Genomic DNA, 20,442 nt, shown 5'->3' with positions numbered 1-20,442 from the left:
CCTTATGAAGAGAAAAGCGGAGACGATCATCTCCACTTTTCCAGTTCAATTATTTAGTAATGGATACGTTTGTACCATTCGGATGTACAATTTGTACGGAGTTATCAGCAGAAACCTCAAAGCCCTGTACTTTTTTGTTTACACCTGCAACCGTTTGTGTCGCCTCTAATTCAATACGTGGCATATCAGCTAAAATCAGCTTTAATGCTTCTTGGTATAATTTTGCACGCTCTTCTTGCACCACTGTTTCAGATACGGCACGCTCTAATAATTTATCCACTTCTGGGTTGCTGTAACCTTTACCATTTCCTAACGCACCAATTTGATTTGTATGGAATAACTGATAAAGGAAGAAATATGGATCTGGATACCAAGTCCAGCCACCAATATTCATTGGCGCATTACCCTTTGCGACAGTATCACTGTAAGTACCCCATTCAAGCACTTTAATTTCCACATCAATGTTTAAGTTTTTCTTTAACTGACTTTGGAAAATCGTTGCGTAAGGAACACGTGCTTCTGATACGAAAATGTCTGTCTTGAAGCCATCAGGATAGCCTGCATCAGCTAGTAATTTTTTTGCTTCTTCTGGATTATATTTTGGTACTAAATCAACTAACGATTTATCATACCCCCATGAACCAGGTGGTAATGGTAAGTATGAAACATCACCGCCACCCCATTGGTTAACGCCAGAAATGATTTCCTCTACATTTGTTGCCATATAAATAGCTTCACGAACGCGTTTGTCAGCAGTCGGACCTACTTTGTTATTAAGATCAAGGTAAACAATGGATAGACCTGGATTTGTTAAAAGCTCAAGGTTGCTATCTTGGTTGATGATTTCACGGTTTTGGCCTTTGACATCCATGGCGATATCAATATCTCCAGAACGTAATGCATTCGTCATCATATTTTGATCGGAGATAAACTTCATTGTTAAGTTATCGATATTCGGCTTATCACCCCAATAATTTTCGTGACGAACTAATTTTACCTCTTGATCTTTTTTCCACTCTGTTAATTGGAATGGACCTGTACCAATAAAGTGTTCAGAAAAATTATCGCCCCAGCCTTCAATCTCTTCTTTTGGAATAATGATATTCCCTGCATCCGTTAGCATAGCAAGTAGGGCAGCATTCGGTGTGGCTAAGTGAACCTCTACTTCATAATCAGATAGCACTTTCACCTCTGTCACACCACTTAAACGATTCATAGCGGATTCTTTGGCAGAGCGTTCTAAAGAGTATTTCACATCTTCAGCTGTCATTTCACGGCCATCTTGATATTGACCTTTTTGGAATTTTACACCTTCGCGTAATTTGAACGTGTAAACTAACATATCCTCTGAAACATTCCATTCTGTTGCTAATGAAGGGATGATATCGGATAGATCTTTGTTATAAACAACTAACGTATCACCCATTTGACGCATTACCTGTGATTCATAAACCCCCGTGTATTTGATAGGGTCAAATGTTTTGGCATTGGCTGACAGACCGACATTTAATGTGCCGCCTGAAGTAGCTTCTCCGTCTTTTTCATCTGTTGAAGTACTTTTTTCATTGTTCCCACCACAAGCAGCTAAAACACCAATTAGTAAAGTTAACAAGAGAAGTAGTAAAGACTTTCTTACGTTTAATTTCTTCATATGCACTAGCCTCCTTAGTTTTTGTTTCACAATATGAACCGTTGATTCAAAAATGGTAGGTTCGAGAATAAAATTAGCACACTTGTAAACAGAAAGTAAATAAAAAATTACAAAGATTCAGAAAAAAATATATTTACAAACAATTATTAAGTGGTGTAGTATGTGGTTATTCACAATATGAACCACTGATTCTAATAATGAAAAGGAGGTCTTGCTAAGATGGGCTCATTTATTTTAAAAAGGTTAGTTAACCTCATCCCCACACTGCTAGTAGTAGGAATTATCGTCTTTATTATTACGCGAATGATTCCTGGTGACCCGGCTTCAGTCATGCTTGGACCACAAGCCAGTGTAGAAGATGTAGAGAATTTAAGAGAAGAGCTAGGATTAAATAAATCCATGCCTTCGCAATTTATTTCATATGTAGGAGATCTAGCACAGTTAAATTTAGGATATTCCTATTCTTATAGTGAGTCTGTCATCGGGCTTATTCTCGAAAGGTTCCCTAACACAGTGATACTGGCATTGGCAGCGTTGTTAATAGCAGTCGTGATTGGCATTCCAGCAGGAATATTTGCAGCGAGAAAGCAAAATACAATGATTGATTATGTTGTTATGCTTGTGTCATTAGTTGGTGTATCCATGCCAATTTTCTGGTTGGGCATCATGCTTGTTTTATTCTTTAGTGTTAACCTTGGTTGGTTTCCTGCGACTGGGATGGGGAATATCAGCGATGGCCTATGGACCTATTTGAAGCATTTAATTTTACCAGCATTTGCTTTAGCAACAATTCCAATGGCGACATTTGCACGGATTACCCGTTCAAGTATGTTAGAGGTTATTTCACAAGATTATATTAAAACAGCTCGTTCTAAAGGTATTAAAGAATATTTAGTGATTGGTAAACACGCATTTAAAAATGCCTTAACACCGATTTTAACGGTGCTAGGAATGCAAATTTCTAATTTACTGGGCGGGGCGGTATTAACAGAAACGATTTTTAGTTGGCCTGGTATGGGTCGATTAATTGTAGATGCCATTGATAAACGTGACTTTGTAGTCGTACAAGGTACTGTTATTTTCATTGCGTTTATCTTTGTGCTTGTTAATTTAGTAGTTGATGTGCTTTATAAAGTGGTCAATCCTAAGGTCAATTTAGAATCGGATGGAGGGAAAAAATAACAATGACTCAAGCAATCGTCAATGAAACGAGAAAAAGAAATACGTTATTGCGCAAGTTGCTAAAAAATAAATTAGCGACAATTGGGTTAATCATTGTCACCTTAATGGGTATTGTTGCTATTTTTGCCCCATTGATTGCTACCCATCCACCGAATGAAATGATTGTCGGTAAATCATTTTTACCAATGAATACAGAAGGACATTTGCTAGGAACAGATAACTATGGCCGTGATTTGTTTAGTCGTTTAGTTTATGGTACACGCATATCGATGATTGTTGGGATTGCAGCGGTGCTATTTGGTGCTGTGTTTGGCACACTGTTAGGTTTAGTAGCAGGGTATTTTGGTGGTCGCATTGATTCGATCATCATGCGCACAATGGATGGTCTTTTCGCATTTCCATTTATTTTACTAGCTATTACGTTAATGACGGTTTTAGGGCAAGGACTTGTCAACGTTATTGTTGCGATTGGTATTGCTAATATTCCAGGTTTCGCACGACTTGTTCGTGGACAGGTTTTAAGTGTAAAAGAGGAAGAATTCGTTGAAGTGACGCATTCTTTAGGTGCTACACATACGAGAATCATTTTTAGCCATATATTACCGAACTGTTTAGCTCCTTTAATTGTCTATGGAACGATGAGTACAGCTGGCGCAATTATTTCAGAGGCTGCCCTTAGCTTTTTAGGATTAGGCGTTCAACCACCGACAGCTTCATGGGGCAGTATTTTAAAAGATGGTAAAGACTTTTTAGTATTAAATCCCCAAATGGCGACATTTTCAGGTATCTGTATTTTATTAACAGTTCTTGGGATTAACCTTTTAGGGGATGGATTGCGCGATGCATTAGATCCGAAAATGAAAGTTTAATGGAAGGGGGTGGAGTCATGACTGAACGTTTACTAGATGTAGAAAACTTAACAGTAGAATTTAAAAGTGGCGGCTCTACAATGAAAGCTGTTAATGGAGTAAATTTACAATTAAATAAGAAGGAAACACTAGGTATTGTGGGAGAGTCAGGATCAGGAAAAAGTGTGACAGCCACTGCTCTCATGCGTTTAATTCCATCTCCGCCAGGAAAAATAACGAATGGAAAAATTCTATTTAATGGCCGCGATTTAATAGGAATTTCTGAAAAGGAAATGCGCAATGTGCGAGGCAATGACATATCAATGATTTTCCAAGATCCAATTACAAGTTTGAATCCTGTATTAACGGTGGGCAATCAAATTATTGAAGTCATTCAAGCACATGAAACAATATCGAAGAAAGATGCAGCTATCAAAGCCGTTGATATGTTAAAAATGGTTGGTATTCCTGAGCCAGAGAAACGATTAAAAATGTATCCTCACGAATTTTCAGGAGGAATGCGTCAGCGTGTCATGATTGCTATTGCCCTTGCTTGTAACCCGAAACTACTCATTGCCGATGAGCCAACAACTGCACTGGATGTCACTGTACAAGCTCAAATTCTTGATTTAATGAAAAAGTTACAACAAGAACACGATACAGCCATCATTATGATTACGCACGATTTAGGTGTGGTTTGGGAACTATGTGACAAAGTAAATGTTATGTATGCAGGTCGTACAGTAGAGTCTACTACAACAAGACAGCTCTATGAAAAACCGTTACATCCCTATACGTGGGGATTATTAGAGTCTCAAATTACAATGGGGACACAAGAGCAACAAAGGTTGCCAGCCATTCCAGGTAGCCCGCCAGATTTAACGATGCCACATAGTGGTTGTCACTTCTCAGCACGCTGCCCTTTAGCAACAGATATTTGTCGTAGTACGGTGCCTGATTTAGTGGAAGTACAGGACAACCATTTTGTAGCCTGTCATTTACAAGCAAAAGATCGAATTGTCGCAAGGAAGGAGGGAATTTTTAATGCAACAGCACAATGAACTTGTCTTAAAGGTAAGTAATTTAAAAAAGCACTTTCCCATTAAAAGTTCAATTCCTTTTAAAAAATCAACACAATTTGTGAAAGCGGTAGATGGTGTAAGTTTTGAATTATATAAAGGGGAGACACTGGGGATTGTGGGCGAATCGGGTTGTGGTAAATCGACGGTTGCTCGTTTAATCAACCAGCTAATCTCACCAACAGAGGGAATGGTTGAATTTAAGGGGACAGATTTAGCAAGCTTAAATACAAAAGATATCCGCGTTGCTCGAAAATCCATACAAATGGTTTTCCAAAATCCTTATGCATCACTCGATCCTCGGAAAACGATTGAATACCTTATTGCTGAGCCACTAGTTATCCATGGTATTGGTGATGATGCATCACGTAAAAAGCGTGTTATTGAATTACTTGAAACAGTTGGATTAAGTGCATACCATGCAAAGCGCCATCCACATGAGTTTTCTGGTGGACAAAGACAACGCATTAATATTGCTCGGGCCCTTGCACTCAATCCAGATATTGTTGTATGTGATGAACCTGTTTCAGCATTAGATGTCTCTGTACAGGCACAGGTGATCAATCTATTAAAAGATTTACAGAAAGAATTCGGCTTAACCTATATTTTTATTTCACATGATTTAAATGTCGTGAACTACATGTGTGATCGGATTGCCGTCATGTATTTAGGGAAAATAGTGGAAATTGGCACATACAAGGAAATATATGAAAACCCTCAACATCCCTATACACAAGCCTTGTTATCAGCCATTCCTAAGGAAAATCCTTTTGATAAAAAGGAACGCATTATTTTATCTGGCGATGTTCCAAGCCCAGTAAATCCTCCTAGTGGCTGTGCATTCCATAAGCGTTGTCGTTTCGCTACAGAAAAATGTGCAGACGTTCAACCGACACTTGATACAGTAACAGCTACACATCAAGTATCATGTCATTTATTTACGTCAATACAGCAAGAAGTATCATCGATTTAACGAAATGTAAATTTTATTGAAGCAGAAAAAGGAGCGGACTGATTATGTCATTGAAGCATGTTATTGAATTATACGAGGTAATGGATAGTATTTATGTAAACGGAGCCACGATTAAAGAATATTTACACAATATTGATTCCACAGCAGATGTCAAGGTAAAAACTATTCAAGGCGAAAGCGGCTCAACTGATTTTGTTCGCGTCCTCGTGAAAGGAAAGAACGGCAAATCCTCAGGCGGGAATGCACCTACATTAGGAATTATTGGACGCTTAGGTGGTATTGGGGCGCGTCCTGAAATGACAGGCTTTGTATCAGATGGAGATGGCGCACTGGCATGTTTGGCAGGGGCAGCAAAAGCTATTGATATGGCCTTAAAGGGTGATCAATTAGAGGGTGACGTTATTTTCTCCACACATATTTGTCCAACAGCTCCAACCTTACCACATGAGCCAGTGCCATTTATGAACTCTCCAGTGGATATTAGTGTCATGAACGAAAATGAAGTAGAAGATACAATGGATGCTATTCTATCCATTGATACAACAAAAGGCAATCAAGTATGTAACCATAAAGGATTTGCTATTACGCCAACAGTCAAAGAAGGTTACATATTAAAAATTAGTGATGATTTATTGCAAGTGTATACACAATCAGCTGGCATTTCTCCAGTTGTTCTACCGATTACGATGCAAGACATTACACCATATGGTAATGGTTTATTCCATATCAATAGTATTTTACAACCGGCTGTTGCAACATCTAGCCCTGTTGTAGGTGTAGCGATTACAACTGAATCTGTTGTGGCAGGCTGTGCAACAGGTGCAACGCATGTCACGGATGTAGAAAATGTTGTGCGATTTGTATTAGAGGTAGCAAAAACTTATGGTGCTAATAAATGCTCTTTCTTTGATGAAACACAATTTACACATATGAAAGGCTTATATGGTAGCATGAGTCACTTACAAACGAAAGGAAACGAGGTACACACACATGAATGATTTACAAGCACTTAAAGCTCAATTAGTAGATGCAGTTGAAAATCATCAAGATGAATTGATAGCGTTTTGCTCGAAACTTATTCAAATTCCTAGTGTCAATCCTCCGGGGGATACGACTGAAATAACAGCTTTTATCGAAAACTATTTAAATGATGTTGGCATTACTTATCAAAAATATGAAGCTGCAGATAAAATGTTTAATTTAGTAGCTTCCATTGGGAATGGTGAAGGAAAGGAACTCGTTTATTGTGGTCATACAGATGTTGTTCCTGTCGGTGATTTATCAAAATGGGATTTTGATCCGTTTTCAGGAGAAGTGAAGGATGGCTGGATGCTTGGCCGTGGAGCAAGTGATATGAAAGCCGGTTTAGCGGGTATTATTTTTGCAACAAAGCTATTAAAGAAACTGAACATTGAACTACCAGGGAAATTAACTTTGGCGATTGTACCAGATGAAGAAACGGGCGGCGAGTTTGGTGTTCCTTGGCTGTTAGAGCGCGGCTATGTGCAGGGAGATGGTTGTTTAATCGCTGAGCCATCTTCACCTTTAAATCCAACAATTGGACAAAAGGGCTCCTACTGGTTTGAATTAGAAGTGCGTGGGGAACCTGGACATGGAAGTCTATCACCTTTGGCTGGACGAAATGCCATTGTCGATGCTATTCGAGCTATTCAAGAGATTCGTACACTATGGGATGTAGAAATTACGATTCCAGAAGAGGTACAGCCACTTATCGAGGTATCAAAAAAATACATGCGTGAAGTGGAGAAAGATCGCTTGAAATATCAAGAAGTTTTAGAGAAAATTACTGTAAATATTGGTACAATTGAGGGAGGTACGAAGTCCAACGTAATCCCAGATTACTGTAAGGTTCAAGTCGATTGTCGCTTACCATTTGGTATTACACAAGAAGAGGTAACAGAAATCTTGACAAATAAACTAGATGGTTTGGCTATCGATTATTCGATCCAACGTTTTGGCTTCAAAAGTGTAGCCAATTATACGCCTGCTGAAAATCCTGTGTGCCAATCGATAGTGGAAAATATTTCGTACGTCACAGGGCAAGAGGCATATGGTGTCATGCAATGGGCAAGCAGTGATGCTCGTCATTTCAGACAATACGATATTCCTGTATTGCAATACGGCCCAGCTTATTTACCAAGTATTCATGGTTATAATGAAAAAGTGCGTGTTGAGGATATCGTACGCTGTGCAAAAGTTTATATAACTGCTGCTGTTGATTTCCTATATCAAAAGTAAGAGATTAGCTACTCTCTTACTTTTGATAAAGTGATATCAGGTGCTGACGGCTGCTAAATCTGTCGATTATTTCCCCCTTAAGAGAGAGATTTGCAGCCGTTTGTACAGATAAATAGATCAGAAGGATGAGAGATATGCTAAAGACATTAAATTTATCAATTGCGGTTTTAAAAATGTTTACAAAGGAAAAGCCAACATGGGGTGGACGAGAGTTAGCACTGGCGATGAATATGAATCATACAAATTTATATCGCATTCTTGAAACCTTCGAAAATAATGGGTTTATTACAAAAGATCCTATAACGAAAAAATATTCACTTGGTATAGCATTATGGGAAATAGGTATGAATATGTATGATTCATTAAACATAGATCAGCTATGTATGCCAGTTCTTGATAAATTAAAGGATGTCACTGGCGAAACAGCCATTTTTACCGTACTGAATGGACTGGAAGCGTTAACATTACTAAAAGCAGAACCTGTAAATAAGGTGAAATTTACAGTTTCAAGAGGAAGTAGATCGCCACTTTATGTAGGAGCATCTTATCGTTCGATGCTTGCTTTTTTAAATGAAGAGCAAATTGCAAAGGTCATAGATGAACCGTTAACAGCTTATACGAATAATACGATGACAGATGCTACAGAAATACGGGCAGAGCTAGAAAAAATTCGATCATGCGGCTATGCCCTTAGTAATAGTGAGTATTCTGTTGATGTATTGGCGCTAGCTATGCCTATATTCAATAGTGAGGAACAGGTCGTAGCATCTATTACCGTTTCTGGACCAATCTATCGTTTTACAGAGCAACGTGTTCCAGAGTTTTTGGGACCTCTGACAGAAGCTAGAAATGAAATAGAAGGAATTATTCGTAGATATCATTTGAATTTTAATTAAGGAGTCCTATTATGCAGCATTTACATGACATTGCACTAAATGTTTTAAAAGGCAATTTAAATGTTCAATCATCAGAGTCACTATTAATTTTGACAGATAGTCATAAACAAGACATCGCAAAAATCTTTTATGAAGCTGGACTGTCAATTACAGCAAATACAATGCTCATGGTGATGCCCTTGTTAGACAAATCTGGACAGGAGCCCATCCATGCAGTTTCTGAGCTTATGGCGAATGCGGATGTTACACTTTGTATTACCTCCCACTCCTTAACACATACAATGGCTCGTAAATATGCCTGTGAAAAGGGCGGACGTGTAGCGACAATGCCAGGTGTGACATTGGAGATGCTGGAGCAAGGTGCCCTTCATGCAGATGCACAGGAGATTGAAGCCATGGTAGAAAAATATGTCCTTTTACTTGATACGGCAAAAGATATTCGCATTGTCAAGGATGGCCATGAGCTGACATTTAGTGTAGAAGGCCGTTTAGGAATTCGCTCCACAGGTGTTATTCGTCAACCTGGTGAGTACGGGAATATTCCTTCAGGAGAATCATATATTGCGCCAATTGAAACATCTGCAAATGGAGAGATTTTAGTAGATGGTTCTATTGCTAATATCGGTGTCTTAAAGGAGCCATTATTATTAAAAATTAAGAATGGTCGTTTAGAAGAAGCAGTTGGTCCTGATGGTCCACATCTACTGGCCTTACTTGGTGAAGGAAATGGTAGAATCATTGCAGAATTTGGCATCGGAGCCAATAAAAGTGCCATCCTATGTGGCAATGTACTAGAGGATGAGAAGGTATATGGGACAATCCATATTGCTTTTGGCAGTAATGCGCCATTCGGTGGAGCAAATGCGTCAGATGTTCATATCGACTGTGTTGTGAAAAGCCCTATCGTCTACTTTGACGGTCAGCAAGTAATTTAAAGAAAAGCGTGTCTTCCTAGGAAGCACGCTTTTCTATGTTGTTGAAAAACAAAACAGTCAATTGAAAGGTAGAAATGAATTTCCGTTGCAGGCTACTTGCTTTCCTGTGGGTGAGCGCCGAATCGCTTCCTCCGCTACCGTTCCGTTTAGAGTTTTGCCTGTCTTGCTATCCTACGGGAGTCAAGTAGCCCTCCACTCCAACCCACAAAAGTGTTACCTTTTTAGCAAAGGTTTTCAAATAAAGGGAAGGTGTTCACTACTTTTTATGAAGAGTTGTTGTCACGTATCACTTCTCCACATTGAAAATAAGAGCCTATCGATTCTCTAATCATACAAATAATGGGTTATTTTGTTCACTACGGCTAGTATGAAAGATAAGGAAAAGACACTTTGCAGAATGGTTGATTGGAGTGGAGCTAGCGTTACTCCTAGGGGATTTAGCGTCACAGATGAGACCCTGGAGCGAACGGAAGTGAGTGAAGCGGCTCATCGGACGCCCCCTGGAAAGGACGCTGGCGGAACGGAAATCAACCCCTCACCTTGCAAAGTTGCCTTTTTACATGCTTTACCAGACTGTAGTTTAGAGTTGCTTGTCTTTGTAGAATTACACTATAGTTATTATAGATAGGAATAGGAATGATGATTAAATTCTGTCCATAAATATAGAAGTAATGAAGAAGAGAGTAACTTTTGTTTTGCAACAAGAAAGAACGTGAGGTTGAAGAGATGTTAACATTTACAGATTTACATGGCCTACAAGTAGATTTGAGTTTTACAAGAGGCGAATTTAAAGTAGAACCTAAACACGTCCTTGTCCTTTTAAAGCATGAAAATAAATGGTTATGTACGGTTCATAAACGACGTGGTGTAGAAGTACCAGGGGGGAAATTAGAAGAGGGCGAAACATTAGAGGAGGCGGCGATTCGAGAAGTTTTTGAAGAAACGGGTGTTCATGTGAAAAATCTTCAATGGTTCGCAGAGTATGCAGTGCATGATGAAATCGTTTTTTGTAAAACCGTTTTCACTGCACAATTTTTAGTGCAAGAGGACATAGAATTTGATTTAGAAACGTCAGGCATGCTTTGGTTAACAGATGAAGAATTTACCCAGCATCCTAACTTGAGTTTTCATATGAAGGATGAGGGGATGAAGAAAATGCTGGAGGAGTTGAAAGACCGTGACATACAATGGTGAAATTGTGGAAAAACGTGCCTATCCCTCACCCAATCCAGCCATACGACTAACAGAAATAACCTATCTATCACAGGGCTTACGTATAAAAGGATTATTAGCGGAACCAAAGACAGAAGGTACATATGATGGCTTTTTATATTTAAGAGGTGGCATGCAAAGCATTGGAATGGTAAGACCCTCTCGTATTGCCCAATTTGCGGCGCAGGGCTTTATCGTCTTTGCCCCATACTATCGTGGAAATCGTGGTGGAGAGGGTCGAGACGAGTTTGCAGGGGCAGATCGTTATGATGCTGTCTATGCCGTAGATGTACTCAAGCAATACTGTAATGACAATATCCATGTTTTTGGCTTTTCTCGTGGGGGAATTATGGCTCTTTGGACAGCCATTTTAAGAAAAGATATTACTTCTGTTGTGACATGGGCAGGTGTTTCGGATGCAACGGCCACTTATTGGGAACGCACAGATATGCGAAGGATGATGAAGCGCATTATTGGAGGAACACCGAATCGTGTCCCAGAAGCGTATGATGCGCGAACGCCACTATTTGAGATAGAGCAGATAACAGCCCCTGTACTGATCATTCATGGCTATCGTGATGAAAATGTGGATATAGAACATGCCAGACAGTTGGCATTTTTTTTAGAGGATGCAAATAAATCATTCGAAACGTGGTATGATCTTAACTACGCACATCAATATCCACCAGCAAAAAATCGTGAAACTGTTCGTGCTCTTTGCAAGTGGATGAAACAACAATAAAGCATAGAAGAAAACAAAAAGACAAAGGGAACGAATAATTTGTTCCCTTTGTTTTTTATTTAGTCGTTATTTTAATGGGCCACCAAGTGTAGTGATGGCTTCAGAAACGTTTGAGAATTTCTTGAAGTTTTCGTTGAATAAGCCTGCAAGCTCAGCAGCTTTTGCATCATATGCAGCTTTATCTGCCCAAGCTTCACGAGGGTTTAACACTTCTGAAGGTACACCTTCAACCGCTGTTGGAATGTGTAAACCAAACACAGCATCTTGTGTCGTTTCAACACCTGCTAATTTACCATCGATTGCTGCACGTACCATTGTACGTGTGTAAGAAAGTTTCATACGGCTACCTGTACCATATTCGCCACCAGTCCAACCAGTGTTCACTAGGAATACTTGTGCGCCGTGCTCGTCAATTTTTTGTCCTAACATTTCTGCGTATACTGTTGCAGGAAGTGGAAGGAATGGTGAACCGAAGCAAGTAGAGAATACTGGTTCTGGCTCAGTAACACCACGTTCAGTTCCAGCAAGTTTAGAAGTGAAACCACTTAGGAAGTGATACATTGCTTGCTCTTTTGTTAATTTACTGATTGGAGGTAACACGCCAAATGCATCAGCTGTTAGGAAGATGATTGTTTTTGGATGACCTGCAACAGAAGGATCAACAATATTTTCGATGTATTGGATTGGATAAGCTACACGTGTATTTTCTGTTAGTGAACCATCATCATAGTCACAAATACGAGTTTCTGGATCAACAGCTACGTTTTCTAAAACAGAGCCGAAGCGGATTGCATTGTAGATTTCTGGTTCTTTTTCAGCAGAAAGGTTGATTGTTTTTGCATAGCAACCACCCTCAATGTTGAACACACCATTAGCAGACCAACCGTGTTCATCGTCACCGATTAGCTTACGATCTGGATCAGCTGATAATGTCGTTTTACCAGTACCAGATAGACCGAAGAATAATGCCACATCGCCAGCTTCACCAACGTTTGCTGAGCAGTGCATTGAAAGAATACCTTGTTGTGGTAATAAGTAGTTCATGATACCGAAGATAGATTTTTTCATTTCACCAGCATATTCAGTACCACCAATTAAGATAATTTTCTTTTCAAGTGATACGATGATGAATGTTTCAGAAGCAGTACCATCAACCGCAGGATCTGCTTTAAAGTTAGGAGCTGAGATGACAGTGAAGTCGGCAACATGAGAAGCTAATTCATCTGCTGTTGGACGGATAAATAATTGATGAGCAAAAAGATTGTGCCAAGCGTATTCATTAATGACTTGAATGCTTAATTGTGAATCTTTGTCAGCACCTGCAAAGCCTTTGAATACGAATAACTCGTCACGTTCTTTTAAATATTTTATTACTTTTACGTATAGGTTATCGAACACTTCAGAGGAGATTGGTTGGTTGACTTTACCCCAGTCAATTTGATCTTTTGTGCTTTCTTCTTCTACCGTATATTTATCTTTAGGTGAACGACCAGTGTATTTGCCAGTTTCTGCACGAACTGCGCCATCTACTGTTAACATTGCTTCACCACGAGAGGTAGCTTTTTCTGCTAATTGTGGTACTGAAAGTTGAACATTAATGTTACCGCCGTTTAATAATTCCTTCAGTTCGTTTGCAATTTCTACTGAATTCATCGATTAAATACCATCCTTTTTTATAGTATTCCCTTGATTTAGAGGGATTTTTTCTTAATTTCAAAAATAGTATAACACAATTGCTTAAATAATCTATACTAATTAAGAAATTATTTTAGAGTTTTTATCACTTTTCAATAAACTGACAAAAAATAATGTTTTTCGAGTAGAATACCATCAATCCTACAGTAATTAGGCGCGAAAATTGAGCCACACATATGTTACCACAAGTAGCTAGGTATGTTGTAGGGATTAATTTGCTTCTATTTACATCATCATCCAAGTATGAAAAGTTTTTGTTTAATCTGTTCTTTCCTTTTTATACAGTAATACATAAGAAAATATTTGACAACGTTCGACCTTTTCAGTAACATGAGATTGAACGGATACTCTTATCCCGAGCTGGTGGAGGGTCAGGCCCTGTGAAACCCGGCAACCTGCATGAACTATTTCACGACATGCGTTGGTGCCAACCTGATGCAAGGGAACATCCCTTGAACGATAAGAGTGAAAGGTTACGCAGTCATTATTCCTTTCCTCATGTAAAGTAACGTGAGAAAAGGATTTTTTTATTGTTAAAAATCAATGTAAAGGTAAGTATATGTAGTTCTTTCCTTATTATAATGACGGATCTTTCGAAATCCTCGTGTTAAAAGCAGCAGTAACGGCTTGAGAGTTCAATCCTTAGGAGCGGACTTGACATGGGTAATGAGTACCGTATTCATACACAACTACTTATTGTAAGAGTATTTAGGAGGAAAACCAAATGACAAACCGTCGACTGTTTACATCAGAGAGTGTAACAGAAGGACATCCAGATAAGATTTGTGACCAAATCTCGGATGCCATTTTAGATGCTATTTTAGCAGAAGATCCAAATGCACGTGTAGCGTGTGAAACAACTGTAACAACAGGGTTAGTATTAGTAGCAGGAGAAATTACTACCTCTACTTACGTAGATATTAAAGGTATTGTTCGTGACACTGTGGCAGAAATAGGCTACACACGAGGTAAATATGGCTTTGATGCTGAAAACTTAGCGGTGCTTGTGGCGATTGGTGAACAATCACCTGATATTGCACAAGGTGTTGATCAAGCATTAGAGGCACGTGAAGGCTCTATGACAGATGCGGATATTGAAGCAATAGGTGCTGGTGACCAAGGCTTAATGTTTGGCTATGCATGTAATGAAACACCAGAGCTAATGCCATTACCAATTAGCTTAGCACACAAATTAGCACGCCGTTTAACAGAAGTACGTAAATCAGGTGAACTTGCCTATTTACGTCCTGATGGGAAAACGCAAGTAACGATTGAATATGATGACAATAATGTACCCGTTCGCGTGGATACAATTGTTATTTCAACACAGCATGATGAAGAAGCAACACTCGAACAAATTCAAGCGGATTTAAAAGAATTTGTTATTGCTCCAGTCGTGCCAAGTGAATTATTAGATGCTAACACGAAATACTTCATCAACCCAACTGGCCGTTTCGTAATCGGTGGGCCAAAAGGAGATGCTGGTTTAACAGGACGTAAAATCATTGTTGATACATACGGTGGTTATGCACGTCACGGTGGTGGTGCATTCTCTGGTAAGGATGCAACAAAGGTAGACCGTTCAGCTGCATATGCGGCACGTTATGTAGCGAAAAATATCGTAGCAGCGGGCTTAGCAGAACGTGCTGAAGTACAACTTGCCTATGCAATTGGCGTAGCTCAACCTGTTTCTATTGCGGTAGATACATTTGGTACAGGTAAAGCGAAAGAAAGTGAGATCGTAGAATGGGTACGCGAGCTATTCGATTTACGCCCAGCAGGTATCATTAAAATGCTTGATTTACGTCGTCCAATTTATAAACAAACGGCTGCGTATGGACATTTTGGTCGTACAGATTTAAATGTACCATGGGAACAAATTGATAAAGCAGATGCACTACGAGAAAAAGCACGTTTATAAACTATTGAACTAAAGTAATGAAGTCGTTAGAAAATTATTCTAATGTATTAATAAGAAAAGGGGCAACATTGCCCCTTTTGTTTTTTTACAAAAAATGCCTCGCTAGGATTCGTGAACAAATTCGTTACACGGAAACGCGAGGGATTTTTTCGTTAGTATTGATTTTTTGTGTATGTTAGTTATTTCTGAAGCGATTTATAGTATTGACCTTTTTCTGCGTATTCTCGTACGATGCGTTCCATATCCTCTTTATCTTCTGCATTTAATTCACGGACAACTTTTGCTGGACGACCTAATGCTAAACTATTCGGAGGAATGACTTTACCAGGAGGTACTAGGCTTCCTGCTCCAATAAATGCACCTTCTCCAATCTCAGCTCCGTCTAAAATAATGGAACCCATACCAATTAAGGCATTTTTGCGAATTGTACAACTATGTAAAGTGACTTGGTGTCCAACTGTTACCTCATCTTCAATAATGAGTGGATATTTTGGGCTTTGGTGTAAGCAGCAAAGATCCTGGATACTGACACGTTTACCAATAATCGTTGGGGAAACATCACCACGAATAACCGTATTAAACCAAATAGTGGTTTCGGCACCAATTGTTACGTCGCCCGTAACAGTTGCGTAATCAGCAATGAAAACAGACGGATCGATCTTTGGCATTTTATCTTTAAATGGATAAATCATGAAAATCGCCTCTTTTCTTTCTATAATGTAGTATTATCGTATCAAATACGCAACTTTATGGAAATATAAAATTAAAATGTGCTATTTATTTCGCTATAATTAAAGTGTAATTATTTTTTAGGAGGACTATGTAAATGTGGAAATGGGAAGCTGATGGACAAGCAAAAGCTGTGATTGCTATTCTTCATGGTGCTTATGAAAATCACCGTTGGTACGCATGGCTGATAGAAAAATTAAGATTGGAAGGCTTCCACATAGTCATGGGAGATTTACCGAATCATGGGGTGGATGCAAGGTTTGCCCGTGTCCATGATGAGGACTTCAAATTGTACAATAAATATACAAGAAACCTAATTGAGAATGCTTTTTCATATAATTTGCCAACTTTTGTAATAGGGCATGGGCTAGGCGCAACATTAATTCTCCATACAATGCAAAAGAGGCAATATGAATGTGCGGGTATTATTTTAACATCACCTTGGTTGCAACTAAAGCTATTACCAGGTAAATTAACAAATGCTTTAACGAGTTTAAGTGCATTAACAGCTAATGTCAAATTGACACATGACATTACTTTAGAAAAGTTAACGCGTAATGTTGAAGGTAGAGAAGAAATGAAAGATGATGTACCGCTCATGTCTGTTGTTTCTGTGAAATGGTATCGAGAGCTTCAGCAGATGATGAAAAATTTAGTGATGCTGCCTAAAGGTGAAATGCCAAATATGCCTATGCTCATTATGACGGCTGAGAAAGATAAAATTACGGACACACGCCAAACTCGAAACTGGCTACATCAACAAGAATTTACGGAATTTCAGTTTAAAGAATGGGAAAATTGTTATCATAATTTATTTCATGAGGGAGAGCGTGAAGAGATTTTTATGTATATACGTGATTTTATTAATAATGCTCTTCGAAGAATTGGTTATATAATTAAATAGGTTTATACCCTTCCATTTACTAGGTTACTTACTTAAATATTGTTACTCAAAAATAATATTGTAATTTTCTGAAAAGTGTAATACTATAATGATCTAAAGTAAGGTATTTTAAATTGGAGGGGTAAAATGGATGTAATTGTGGAGAAGTTGAATGGTATTTTATGGGGACCATGGTTTATTTATGGTATCTTATTGATTGGGTTATTTTTCTCAATTATCACAAGGTTCCTACAGGTAAGGCACATTAAAGATATGTTTGTTTTAATGTTTAAAGGGGAGAAATCGGAAAAGGGAATATCCTCTTTCCAAGCAATGTCTATCGCATTATCAGGACGTGTAGGTACAGGTAATATTGCTGGTACTGCGACAGCAATTGGAATGGGAGGACCTGGTGCTGTCTTTTGGATGTGGGCAATCGCTTTCATTGGTGCGGCTACCTCGTATGTAGAGTCAACATTAGCTCAAATCTATAAAGAAGAGAAAGATACAGAATATCGTGGTGGACCGGCCTTTTACATAGAAAAAGGAATGGGTCAAAAATGGTTTGCAGTTATTTTTGCTGTAGCTGCTTTAATTGCAATGTTAATTTTGATGCCTGGTGTGCAGTCAAATGCCATCGCAGGTGCTGTTGAAAACGCTTTCGGTTTGGATACATGGATCACAGGACTTATAATTGTTGTGTTACTAGGTGCTATTATCATTGGTGGTATTAAATCAATTGCAAACGCTGCTCAAATTATTGTACCATTTATGGCATTAGCTTATATCATTATGGCAATAGTCATTATTTTTATGAATATTTCACAAGTACCAACAGTTATCGGATTAATTTTTTCTAGTGCATTTGGTGCTCAAGAAATTTTTGGCGGGATTATTGGTTCAGCGATTGCTTGGGGTGTTAAACGTGGAATTTACTCCAATGAAGCTGGTCAAGGAACTGGGGCCCACCCTGCGGCAGCTGCGGAAGTATCGCATCCTGCTAAGCAAGGAATTGTTCAAGCAGCATCTGTGTATATTGATACATTATTAATTTGTTCTGCTACCGCATTTATGATTTTATTTACGGGTATGTACAATGTACAAGATGAAAAGGCAGCTGAAGGCGCAGATCCATTTATTCATGTTGGAGAATTCAATAGTGGTGGATTAGCAGGCGATGAGCAAATGACTTTTGCGAAAAGTATTGAAGCAGGAGCTGCGTATACACAATATGCAGTTGACTCATCATTACCTGGTTTTGGCGCTCCGTTTGTAGCCATAGCGTTATTCTTTTTTGCCTTTACAACAATTATGGCTTACTACTATATTGCAGAAACAAATGTTGCTTACTTATTTAGTGGTAGCACAGAAAAGGTATTCATCTGGATTGCCAAAATTGCCATTTTAGTTGCGGCCTTCTATGGTACAATCCGTACGTCTGGTCTAGCATGGGCAATGGGTGATGTAGGCCTTGGTCTGATGGTTTGGATTAACGTTATAGCTATTTTAATTATTATGAAACCAGCTATTGTCGCATTAAAAGATTACGAGAAACAGAAAAAAGAAGGAAAAGATCCAGTCTTTGATCCTCGTAAACTAGGAATTAAAGGTGCAGATTTCTGGGTTGACTATAATGAAAAACGAAATAACAAGTAGATAAAGAGCAAGGCGATCAACTAGTTTCTATGAAACTAGTTGATCGCCTTTTAGCATGTCATCATTAAATAGGATATTCTTTCATTTTCTCTAATGCAATGACGAATGGTGGATCATTTTGTTGATTAAGAAATGCATATTTTAAGACATGGACATATTTTTGTGGAAGTTGACTTACATATTCAATGACCTTATCACGTTCTTCTTTTCCACCTGGATGACCATGATAAATAATAAGAACAATTAAACCGCCCACTTTCAAGAGCTTCAATAAATTTTCAATCGCTTGGATTGTTGTATTAGGTCTTGTAATAATATCATGGTTGCTTCCAGGTAAATAGCCAAGATTAAAAATAGCCGCAGTTACTGGCTTGTGTACAAACTGTGTGACTTCTTCATGACCTTTATTTAAAACGAGTGCGCGGTGTTCTAAACCATGATCTAAAAGTCGAAGGAGTGTCGCATCAACCGCCTCTTTTTGGACGTCAAAGGCATACACTTGTCCTTCATCCCCAACAAGTTGTGCTAGAAACAACGTGTCATGACCGTTTCCTGCAGTCGCATCAACAACCGTATCGCCTTCTTCTATACTATCCGTTAGTAGCTGCTGGGCATATTGTAAAACGCGTTGTAGTTTCATTTCGTAACCTCAGCCTTATAAAACTTCCCTTGCCAACTACCACGTCGTTCAAGCTCAGCGTCAATGCCATTCAAAACTTCCCATTTATTGACACTCCACATCGGTCCAATCATTAAATCAATCGGTCCATCACCCGTAATACGATGAATGACCATCTCTGGTGGCAAAATTTCTAATTGATCTGCTACTAGTTTTGTATACACATCTTGATCTAAAAATTCTAGCATACCTTTTTCATATTGTTTCACCATGGGCGTCCCTTTTAATAGATGAAGTAAGTGAATTTTAATGCCTTGGACATCTAATTGTGCGACTGCTCGTGCCGTTTCCATCATCATGTCATAGTCTTCAAGAGGCAAACCATTAATGATATGTGAGCAAACACGAATGCCATGCTTACGCAATTTTTCAACGCCTTCTACATAGGTTGCATAATCATGGGCGCGATTAATAAGATTGGCCGTTTTCTCATGCACCGTTTGAAGACCAAGCTCAATCCATAAATACGTTCGCTCATTTAACTCTGCTAAATATTCCACAACATCATCAGGTAAACAGTCCGGACGGGTAGCAATAGAAAGACCTACAACACCTTCTTGCGCTAAAGCAGCTTCAAATTTTTCTTTTAAAACCGGCAATGGAGCATGTGTATTTGTGTAAGCTTGGAAGTAAGCCATGTATTGGCCATCCTTCCATTTCTGATGCATCTTGTCTCGGATTTCAGCAAATTGAACATCGATTGGATCTACCTTATTGCCAGCAAAATCACCAGAACCTGCAGCACTACAAAATGTACAGCCACCAAAAGCGACTGTACCATCACGGTTAGGGCAATCAAAGCCTGCGTCTAATGCCACTTTAAATACTTTATGACCAAATTGATTACGTAAATAGCGATTCCATGTATAGTATCTTTTCCCCTCTGAAGGAAAAGGAAAATTCATCTCTGTCATTTATTTCACTCCTCTAACGCTCTATTCTATCATGTGCTTTTCGTTCCGTCATGGGGGAAGGGTATTATCATGATTTGGATGAAGAAAAATGGGAAGGAACAAAAGCAGGGGGTAACTAAATACGATTGAAAATAGGATGGAAGTCTTGTAAAAAAGGTAAAATTATTTTCCTTGTGCTTTTAAGTATT

Annotated in this window: 18 protein-coding genes and 1 riboswitch; of the genes, 13 read left to right on the top strand and 5 right to left on the bottom strand. The window is 38.8% G+C overall.

Translation table 11 applies throughout. The features are described 5' to 3' along the window. Positions 1-49 precede the first annotated feature (49 nt). Entirely contained in the window at positions 50-1,651 is a 1,602-nt protein-coding gene (locus tag JTI58_RS02845; RefSeq protein ID WP_205445125.1) for an ABC transporter substrate-binding protein, read from the bottom strand. Positions 1,652-1,870: 219 nt separating this feature from the next. On the opposite strand from JTI58_RS02845, the gene JTI58_RS02840 reads away from it, so the two are divergent. The 10 genes from JTI58_RS02840 to JTI58_RS02795 all read left to right on the top strand — a co-directional run bounded on the left by JTI58_RS02840 (position 1,871) and on the right by JTI58_RS02795 (position 11,777). Continuing rightward, the gene (locus JTI58_RS02840) at positions 1,871-2,833 is read left to right on the top strand and encodes an ABC transporter permease (RefSeq protein WP_205445124.1); all 963 of its coding nucleotides are present in this window, start codon (positions 1,871-1,873) and stop codon (positions 2,831-2,833) included. Positions 2,834-2,835: 2 nt separating this feature from the next. Continuing rightward, positions 2,836-3,702, top strand: a complete 867-nt coding sequence (locus JTI58_RS02835; protein WP_205445122.1) for an ABC transporter permease — start codon at positions 2,836-2,838, stop codon at positions 3,700-3,702. Positions 3,703-3,719: 17 nt separating this feature from the next. After that, positions 3,720-4,742: an ABC transporter ATP-binding protein gene (locus JTI58_RS02830; RefSeq protein ID WP_205445120.1), complete on the top strand. Its 1,023-nt coding sequence runs from the start codon at positions 3,720-3,722 to the stop codon at positions 4,740-4,742. Then, positions 4,726-5,733: an ABC transporter ATP-binding protein gene (locus tag JTI58_RS02825; RefSeq protein ID WP_205445118.1), complete on the top strand. Its 1,008-nt coding sequence runs from the start codon at positions 4,726-4,728 to the stop codon at positions 5,731-5,733. The genes JTI58_RS02830 and JTI58_RS02825 overlap by 17 nt, the downstream gene beginning before the upstream one ends. Positions 5,734-5,777: 44 nt before the next feature. Then, positions 5,778-6,731, top strand: coding sequence for a DUF1177 domain-containing protein (locus JTI58_RS02820; RefSeq protein WP_205445117.1), 954 nt, complete (start codon positions 5,778-5,780; stop codon positions 6,729-6,731). Beyond that, on the top strand, positions 6,724-7,992 hold the full coding sequence (locus JTI58_RS02815; protein ID WP_205445116.1) for a M20 family metallopeptidase: 1,269 nt from the start codon (positions 6,724-6,726) through the stop codon (positions 7,990-7,992). Before JTI58_RS02820 ends, JTI58_RS02815 begins: the two co-directional genes overlap by 8 nt. Before the next feature lie 134 nt (positions 7,993-8,126). Further along, positions 8,127-8,888: an IclR family transcriptional regulator gene (locus JTI58_RS02810; protein WP_205445114.1), complete on the top strand. Its 762-nt coding sequence runs from the start codon at positions 8,127-8,129 to the stop codon at positions 8,886-8,888. An 11-nt stretch (positions 8,889-8,899) separates the two neighbouring features. Further along, on the top strand, positions 8,900-9,823 hold the full coding sequence (locus JTI58_RS02805) for an aminopeptidase (RefSeq protein ID WP_205445112.1): 924 nt from the start codon (positions 8,900-8,902) through the stop codon (positions 9,821-9,823). A 726-nt stretch (positions 9,824-10,549) separates the two neighbouring features. Then, the gene (locus tag JTI58_RS02800; RefSeq protein WP_205447056.1) at positions 10,550-11,017 is read left to right on the top strand and encodes an NUDIX domain-containing protein; all 468 of its coding nucleotides are present in this window, start codon (positions 10,550-10,552) and stop codon (positions 11,015-11,017) included. After that, entirely contained in the window at positions 11,001-11,777 is a 777-nt protein-coding gene (locus tag JTI58_RS02795) for an alpha/beta hydrolase family protein (RefSeq protein ID WP_205445111.1), read from the top strand. The genes JTI58_RS02800 and JTI58_RS02795 overlap by 17 nt, the downstream gene beginning before the upstream one ends. 66 nt (positions 11,778-11,843) lie before the next feature. On the opposite strand, the gene pckA is transcribed toward JTI58_RS02795, so the two are convergent. Continuing rightward, positions 11,844-13,430, bottom strand: a complete 1,587-nt coding sequence (gene pckA, locus JTI58_RS02790) for a phosphoenolpyruvate carboxykinase (ATP) (RefSeq protein ID WP_205445109.1) — start codon at positions 13,428-13,430, stop codon at positions 11,844-11,846. Positions 13,431-13,819: 389 nt separating this feature from the next. Beyond that, positions 13,820-13,938, top strand: a riboswitch (SAM riboswitch). A 258-nt stretch (positions 13,939-14,196) separates the two neighbouring features. Between pckA and metK the strand changes: the two genes are divergently transcribed. Further along, a complete protein-coding gene (metK, locus tag JTI58_RS02785) occupies positions 14,197-15,393 on the top strand; it encodes a methionine adenosyltransferase (RefSeq protein ID WP_205445107.1) in 1,197 nt (398 codons plus the stop codon). Positions 15,394-15,572: 179 nt separating this feature from the next. Here the strand turns inward: metK and JTI58_RS02780 are convergent, their stop codons facing one another. Further along, complete coding sequence (locus tag JTI58_RS02780; protein WP_205445105.1) at positions 15,573-16,085, bottom strand: gamma carbonic anhydrase; 513 nt, start codon at positions 16,083-16,085, stop codon at positions 15,573-15,575. A 134-nt stretch (positions 16,086-16,219) separates the two neighbouring features. Here JTI58_RS02780 and JTI58_RS02775 point away from each other — a divergent pair, with 134 nt between their 5' ends. Next, positions 16,220-17,026 carry an alpha/beta hydrolase gene (locus JTI58_RS02775; protein WP_205445104.1) on the top strand — a complete coding sequence of 269 codons (807 nt, stop codon included), beginning with the start codon at positions 16,220-16,222 and terminating at the stop codon, positions 17,024-17,026. A gap of 126 nt (positions 17,027-17,152) precedes the next feature. Beyond that, on the top strand, positions 17,153-18,661 hold the full coding sequence (locus tag JTI58_RS02770) for an alanine/glycine:cation symporter family protein (protein WP_205445102.1): 1,509 nt from the start codon (positions 17,153-17,155) through the stop codon (positions 18,659-18,661). A gap of 64 nt (positions 18,662-18,725) precedes the next feature. Here the strand turns inward: JTI58_RS02770 and JTI58_RS02765 are convergent, their stop codons facing one another. Both JTI58_RS02765 and JTI58_RS02760 read right to left on the bottom strand, forming a co-directional pair. Beyond that, positions 18,726-19,301, bottom strand: coding sequence for a tRNA 5-(aminomethyl)-2-thiouridylate-methyltransferase MnmM (locus tag JTI58_RS02765; RefSeq protein ID WP_205445101.1), 576 nt, complete (start codon positions 19,299-19,301; stop codon positions 18,726-18,728). After that, a complete protein-coding gene (locus JTI58_RS02760) occupies positions 19,298-20,254 on the bottom strand; it encodes a tRNA modification radical SAM protein MnmL/YtqA (RefSeq protein WP_205445098.1) in 957 nt (318 codons plus the stop codon). Before JTI58_RS02760 ends, JTI58_RS02765 begins: the two co-directional genes overlap by 4 nt. Positions 20,255-20,442 lie beyond the last annotated feature (188 nt).

The organism is Lysinibacillus fusiformis (assembly GCF_016925635.1).
Lineage (GTDB): Bacteria > Bacillota > Bacilli > Bacillales_A > Planococcaceae > Lysinibacillus > Lysinibacillus fusiformis_F.
Note: the sequence above shows the minus strand (reverse complement) of the source record. Positions and strands in the feature narration are given on the sequence as shown.

What these genes read in the sequence shown, in the direction of transcription:
- JTI58_RS02845 (WP_205445125.1), bottom strand. Translation starts at nt 1,651, where the DNA reads ATGAAGAAATTAAACGTAAGAAAGTCTTTACTACTTCTCTTGTTAACT.
- JTI58_RS02840 (WP_205445124.1), top strand. Translation starts at nt 1,871, where the DNA reads ATGGGCTCATTTATTTTAAAAAGGTTAGTTAACCTCATCCCCACACTG.
- JTI58_RS02835 (WP_205445122.1), top strand. Translation starts at nt 2,836, where the DNA reads ATGACTCAAGCAATCGTCAATGAAACGAGAAAAAGAAATACGTTATTG.
- JTI58_RS02830 (WP_205445120.1), top strand. Translation starts at nt 3,720, where the DNA reads ATGACTGAACGTTTACTAGATGTAGAAAACTTAACAGTAGAATTTAAA.
- JTI58_RS02825 (WP_205445118.1), top strand. Translation starts at nt 4,726, where the DNA reads ATGCAACAGCACAATGAACTTGTCTTAAAGGTAAGTAATTTAAAAAAG.
- JTI58_RS02820 (WP_205445117.1), top strand. Translation starts at nt 5,778, where the DNA reads ATGTCATTGAAGCATGTTATTGAATTATACGAGGTAATGGATAGTATT.
- JTI58_RS02815 (WP_205445116.1), top strand. Translation starts at nt 6,724, where the DNA reads ATGAATGATTTACAAGCACTTAAAGCTCAATTAGTAGATGCAGTTGAA.
- JTI58_RS02810 (WP_205445114.1), top strand. Translation starts at nt 8,127, where the DNA reads ATGCTAAAGACATTAAATTTATCAATTGCGGTTTTAAAAATGTTTACA.
- JTI58_RS02805 (WP_205445112.1), top strand. Translation starts at nt 8,900, where the DNA reads ATGCAGCATTTACATGACATTGCACTAAATGTTTTAAAAGGCAATTTA.
- JTI58_RS02800 (WP_205447056.1), top strand. Translation starts at nt 10,550, where the DNA reads ATGTTAACATTTACAGATTTACATGGCCTACAAGTAGATTTGAGTTTT.
- pckA (WP_205445109.1), bottom strand. Translation starts at nt 13,430, where the DNA reads ATGAATTCAGTAGAAATTGCAAACGAACTGAAGGAATTATTAAACGGC.
- metK (WP_205445107.1), top strand. Translation starts at nt 14,197, where the DNA reads ATGACAAACCGTCGACTGTTTACATCAGAGAGTGTAACAGAAGGACAT.
- JTI58_RS02780 (WP_205445105.1), bottom strand. Translation starts at nt 16,085, where the DNA reads ATGATTTATCCATTTAAAGATAAAATGCCAAAGATCGATCCGTCTGTT.
- JTI58_RS02775 (WP_205445104.1), top strand. Translation starts at nt 16,220, where the DNA reads ATGTGGAAATGGGAAGCTGATGGACAAGCAAAAGCTGTGATTGCTATT.
- JTI58_RS02770 (WP_205445102.1), top strand. Translation starts at nt 17,153, where the DNA reads ATGGATGTAATTGTGGAGAAGTTGAATGGTATTTTATGGGGACCATGG.
- JTI58_RS02765 (WP_205445101.1), bottom strand. Translation starts at nt 19,301, where the DNA reads ATGAAACTACAACGCGTTTTACAATATGCCCAGCAGCTACTAACGGAT.
- JTI58_RS02760 (WP_205445098.1), bottom strand. Translation starts at nt 20,254, where the DNA reads ATGACAGAGATGAATTTTCCTTTTCCTTCAGAGGGGAAAAGATACTAT.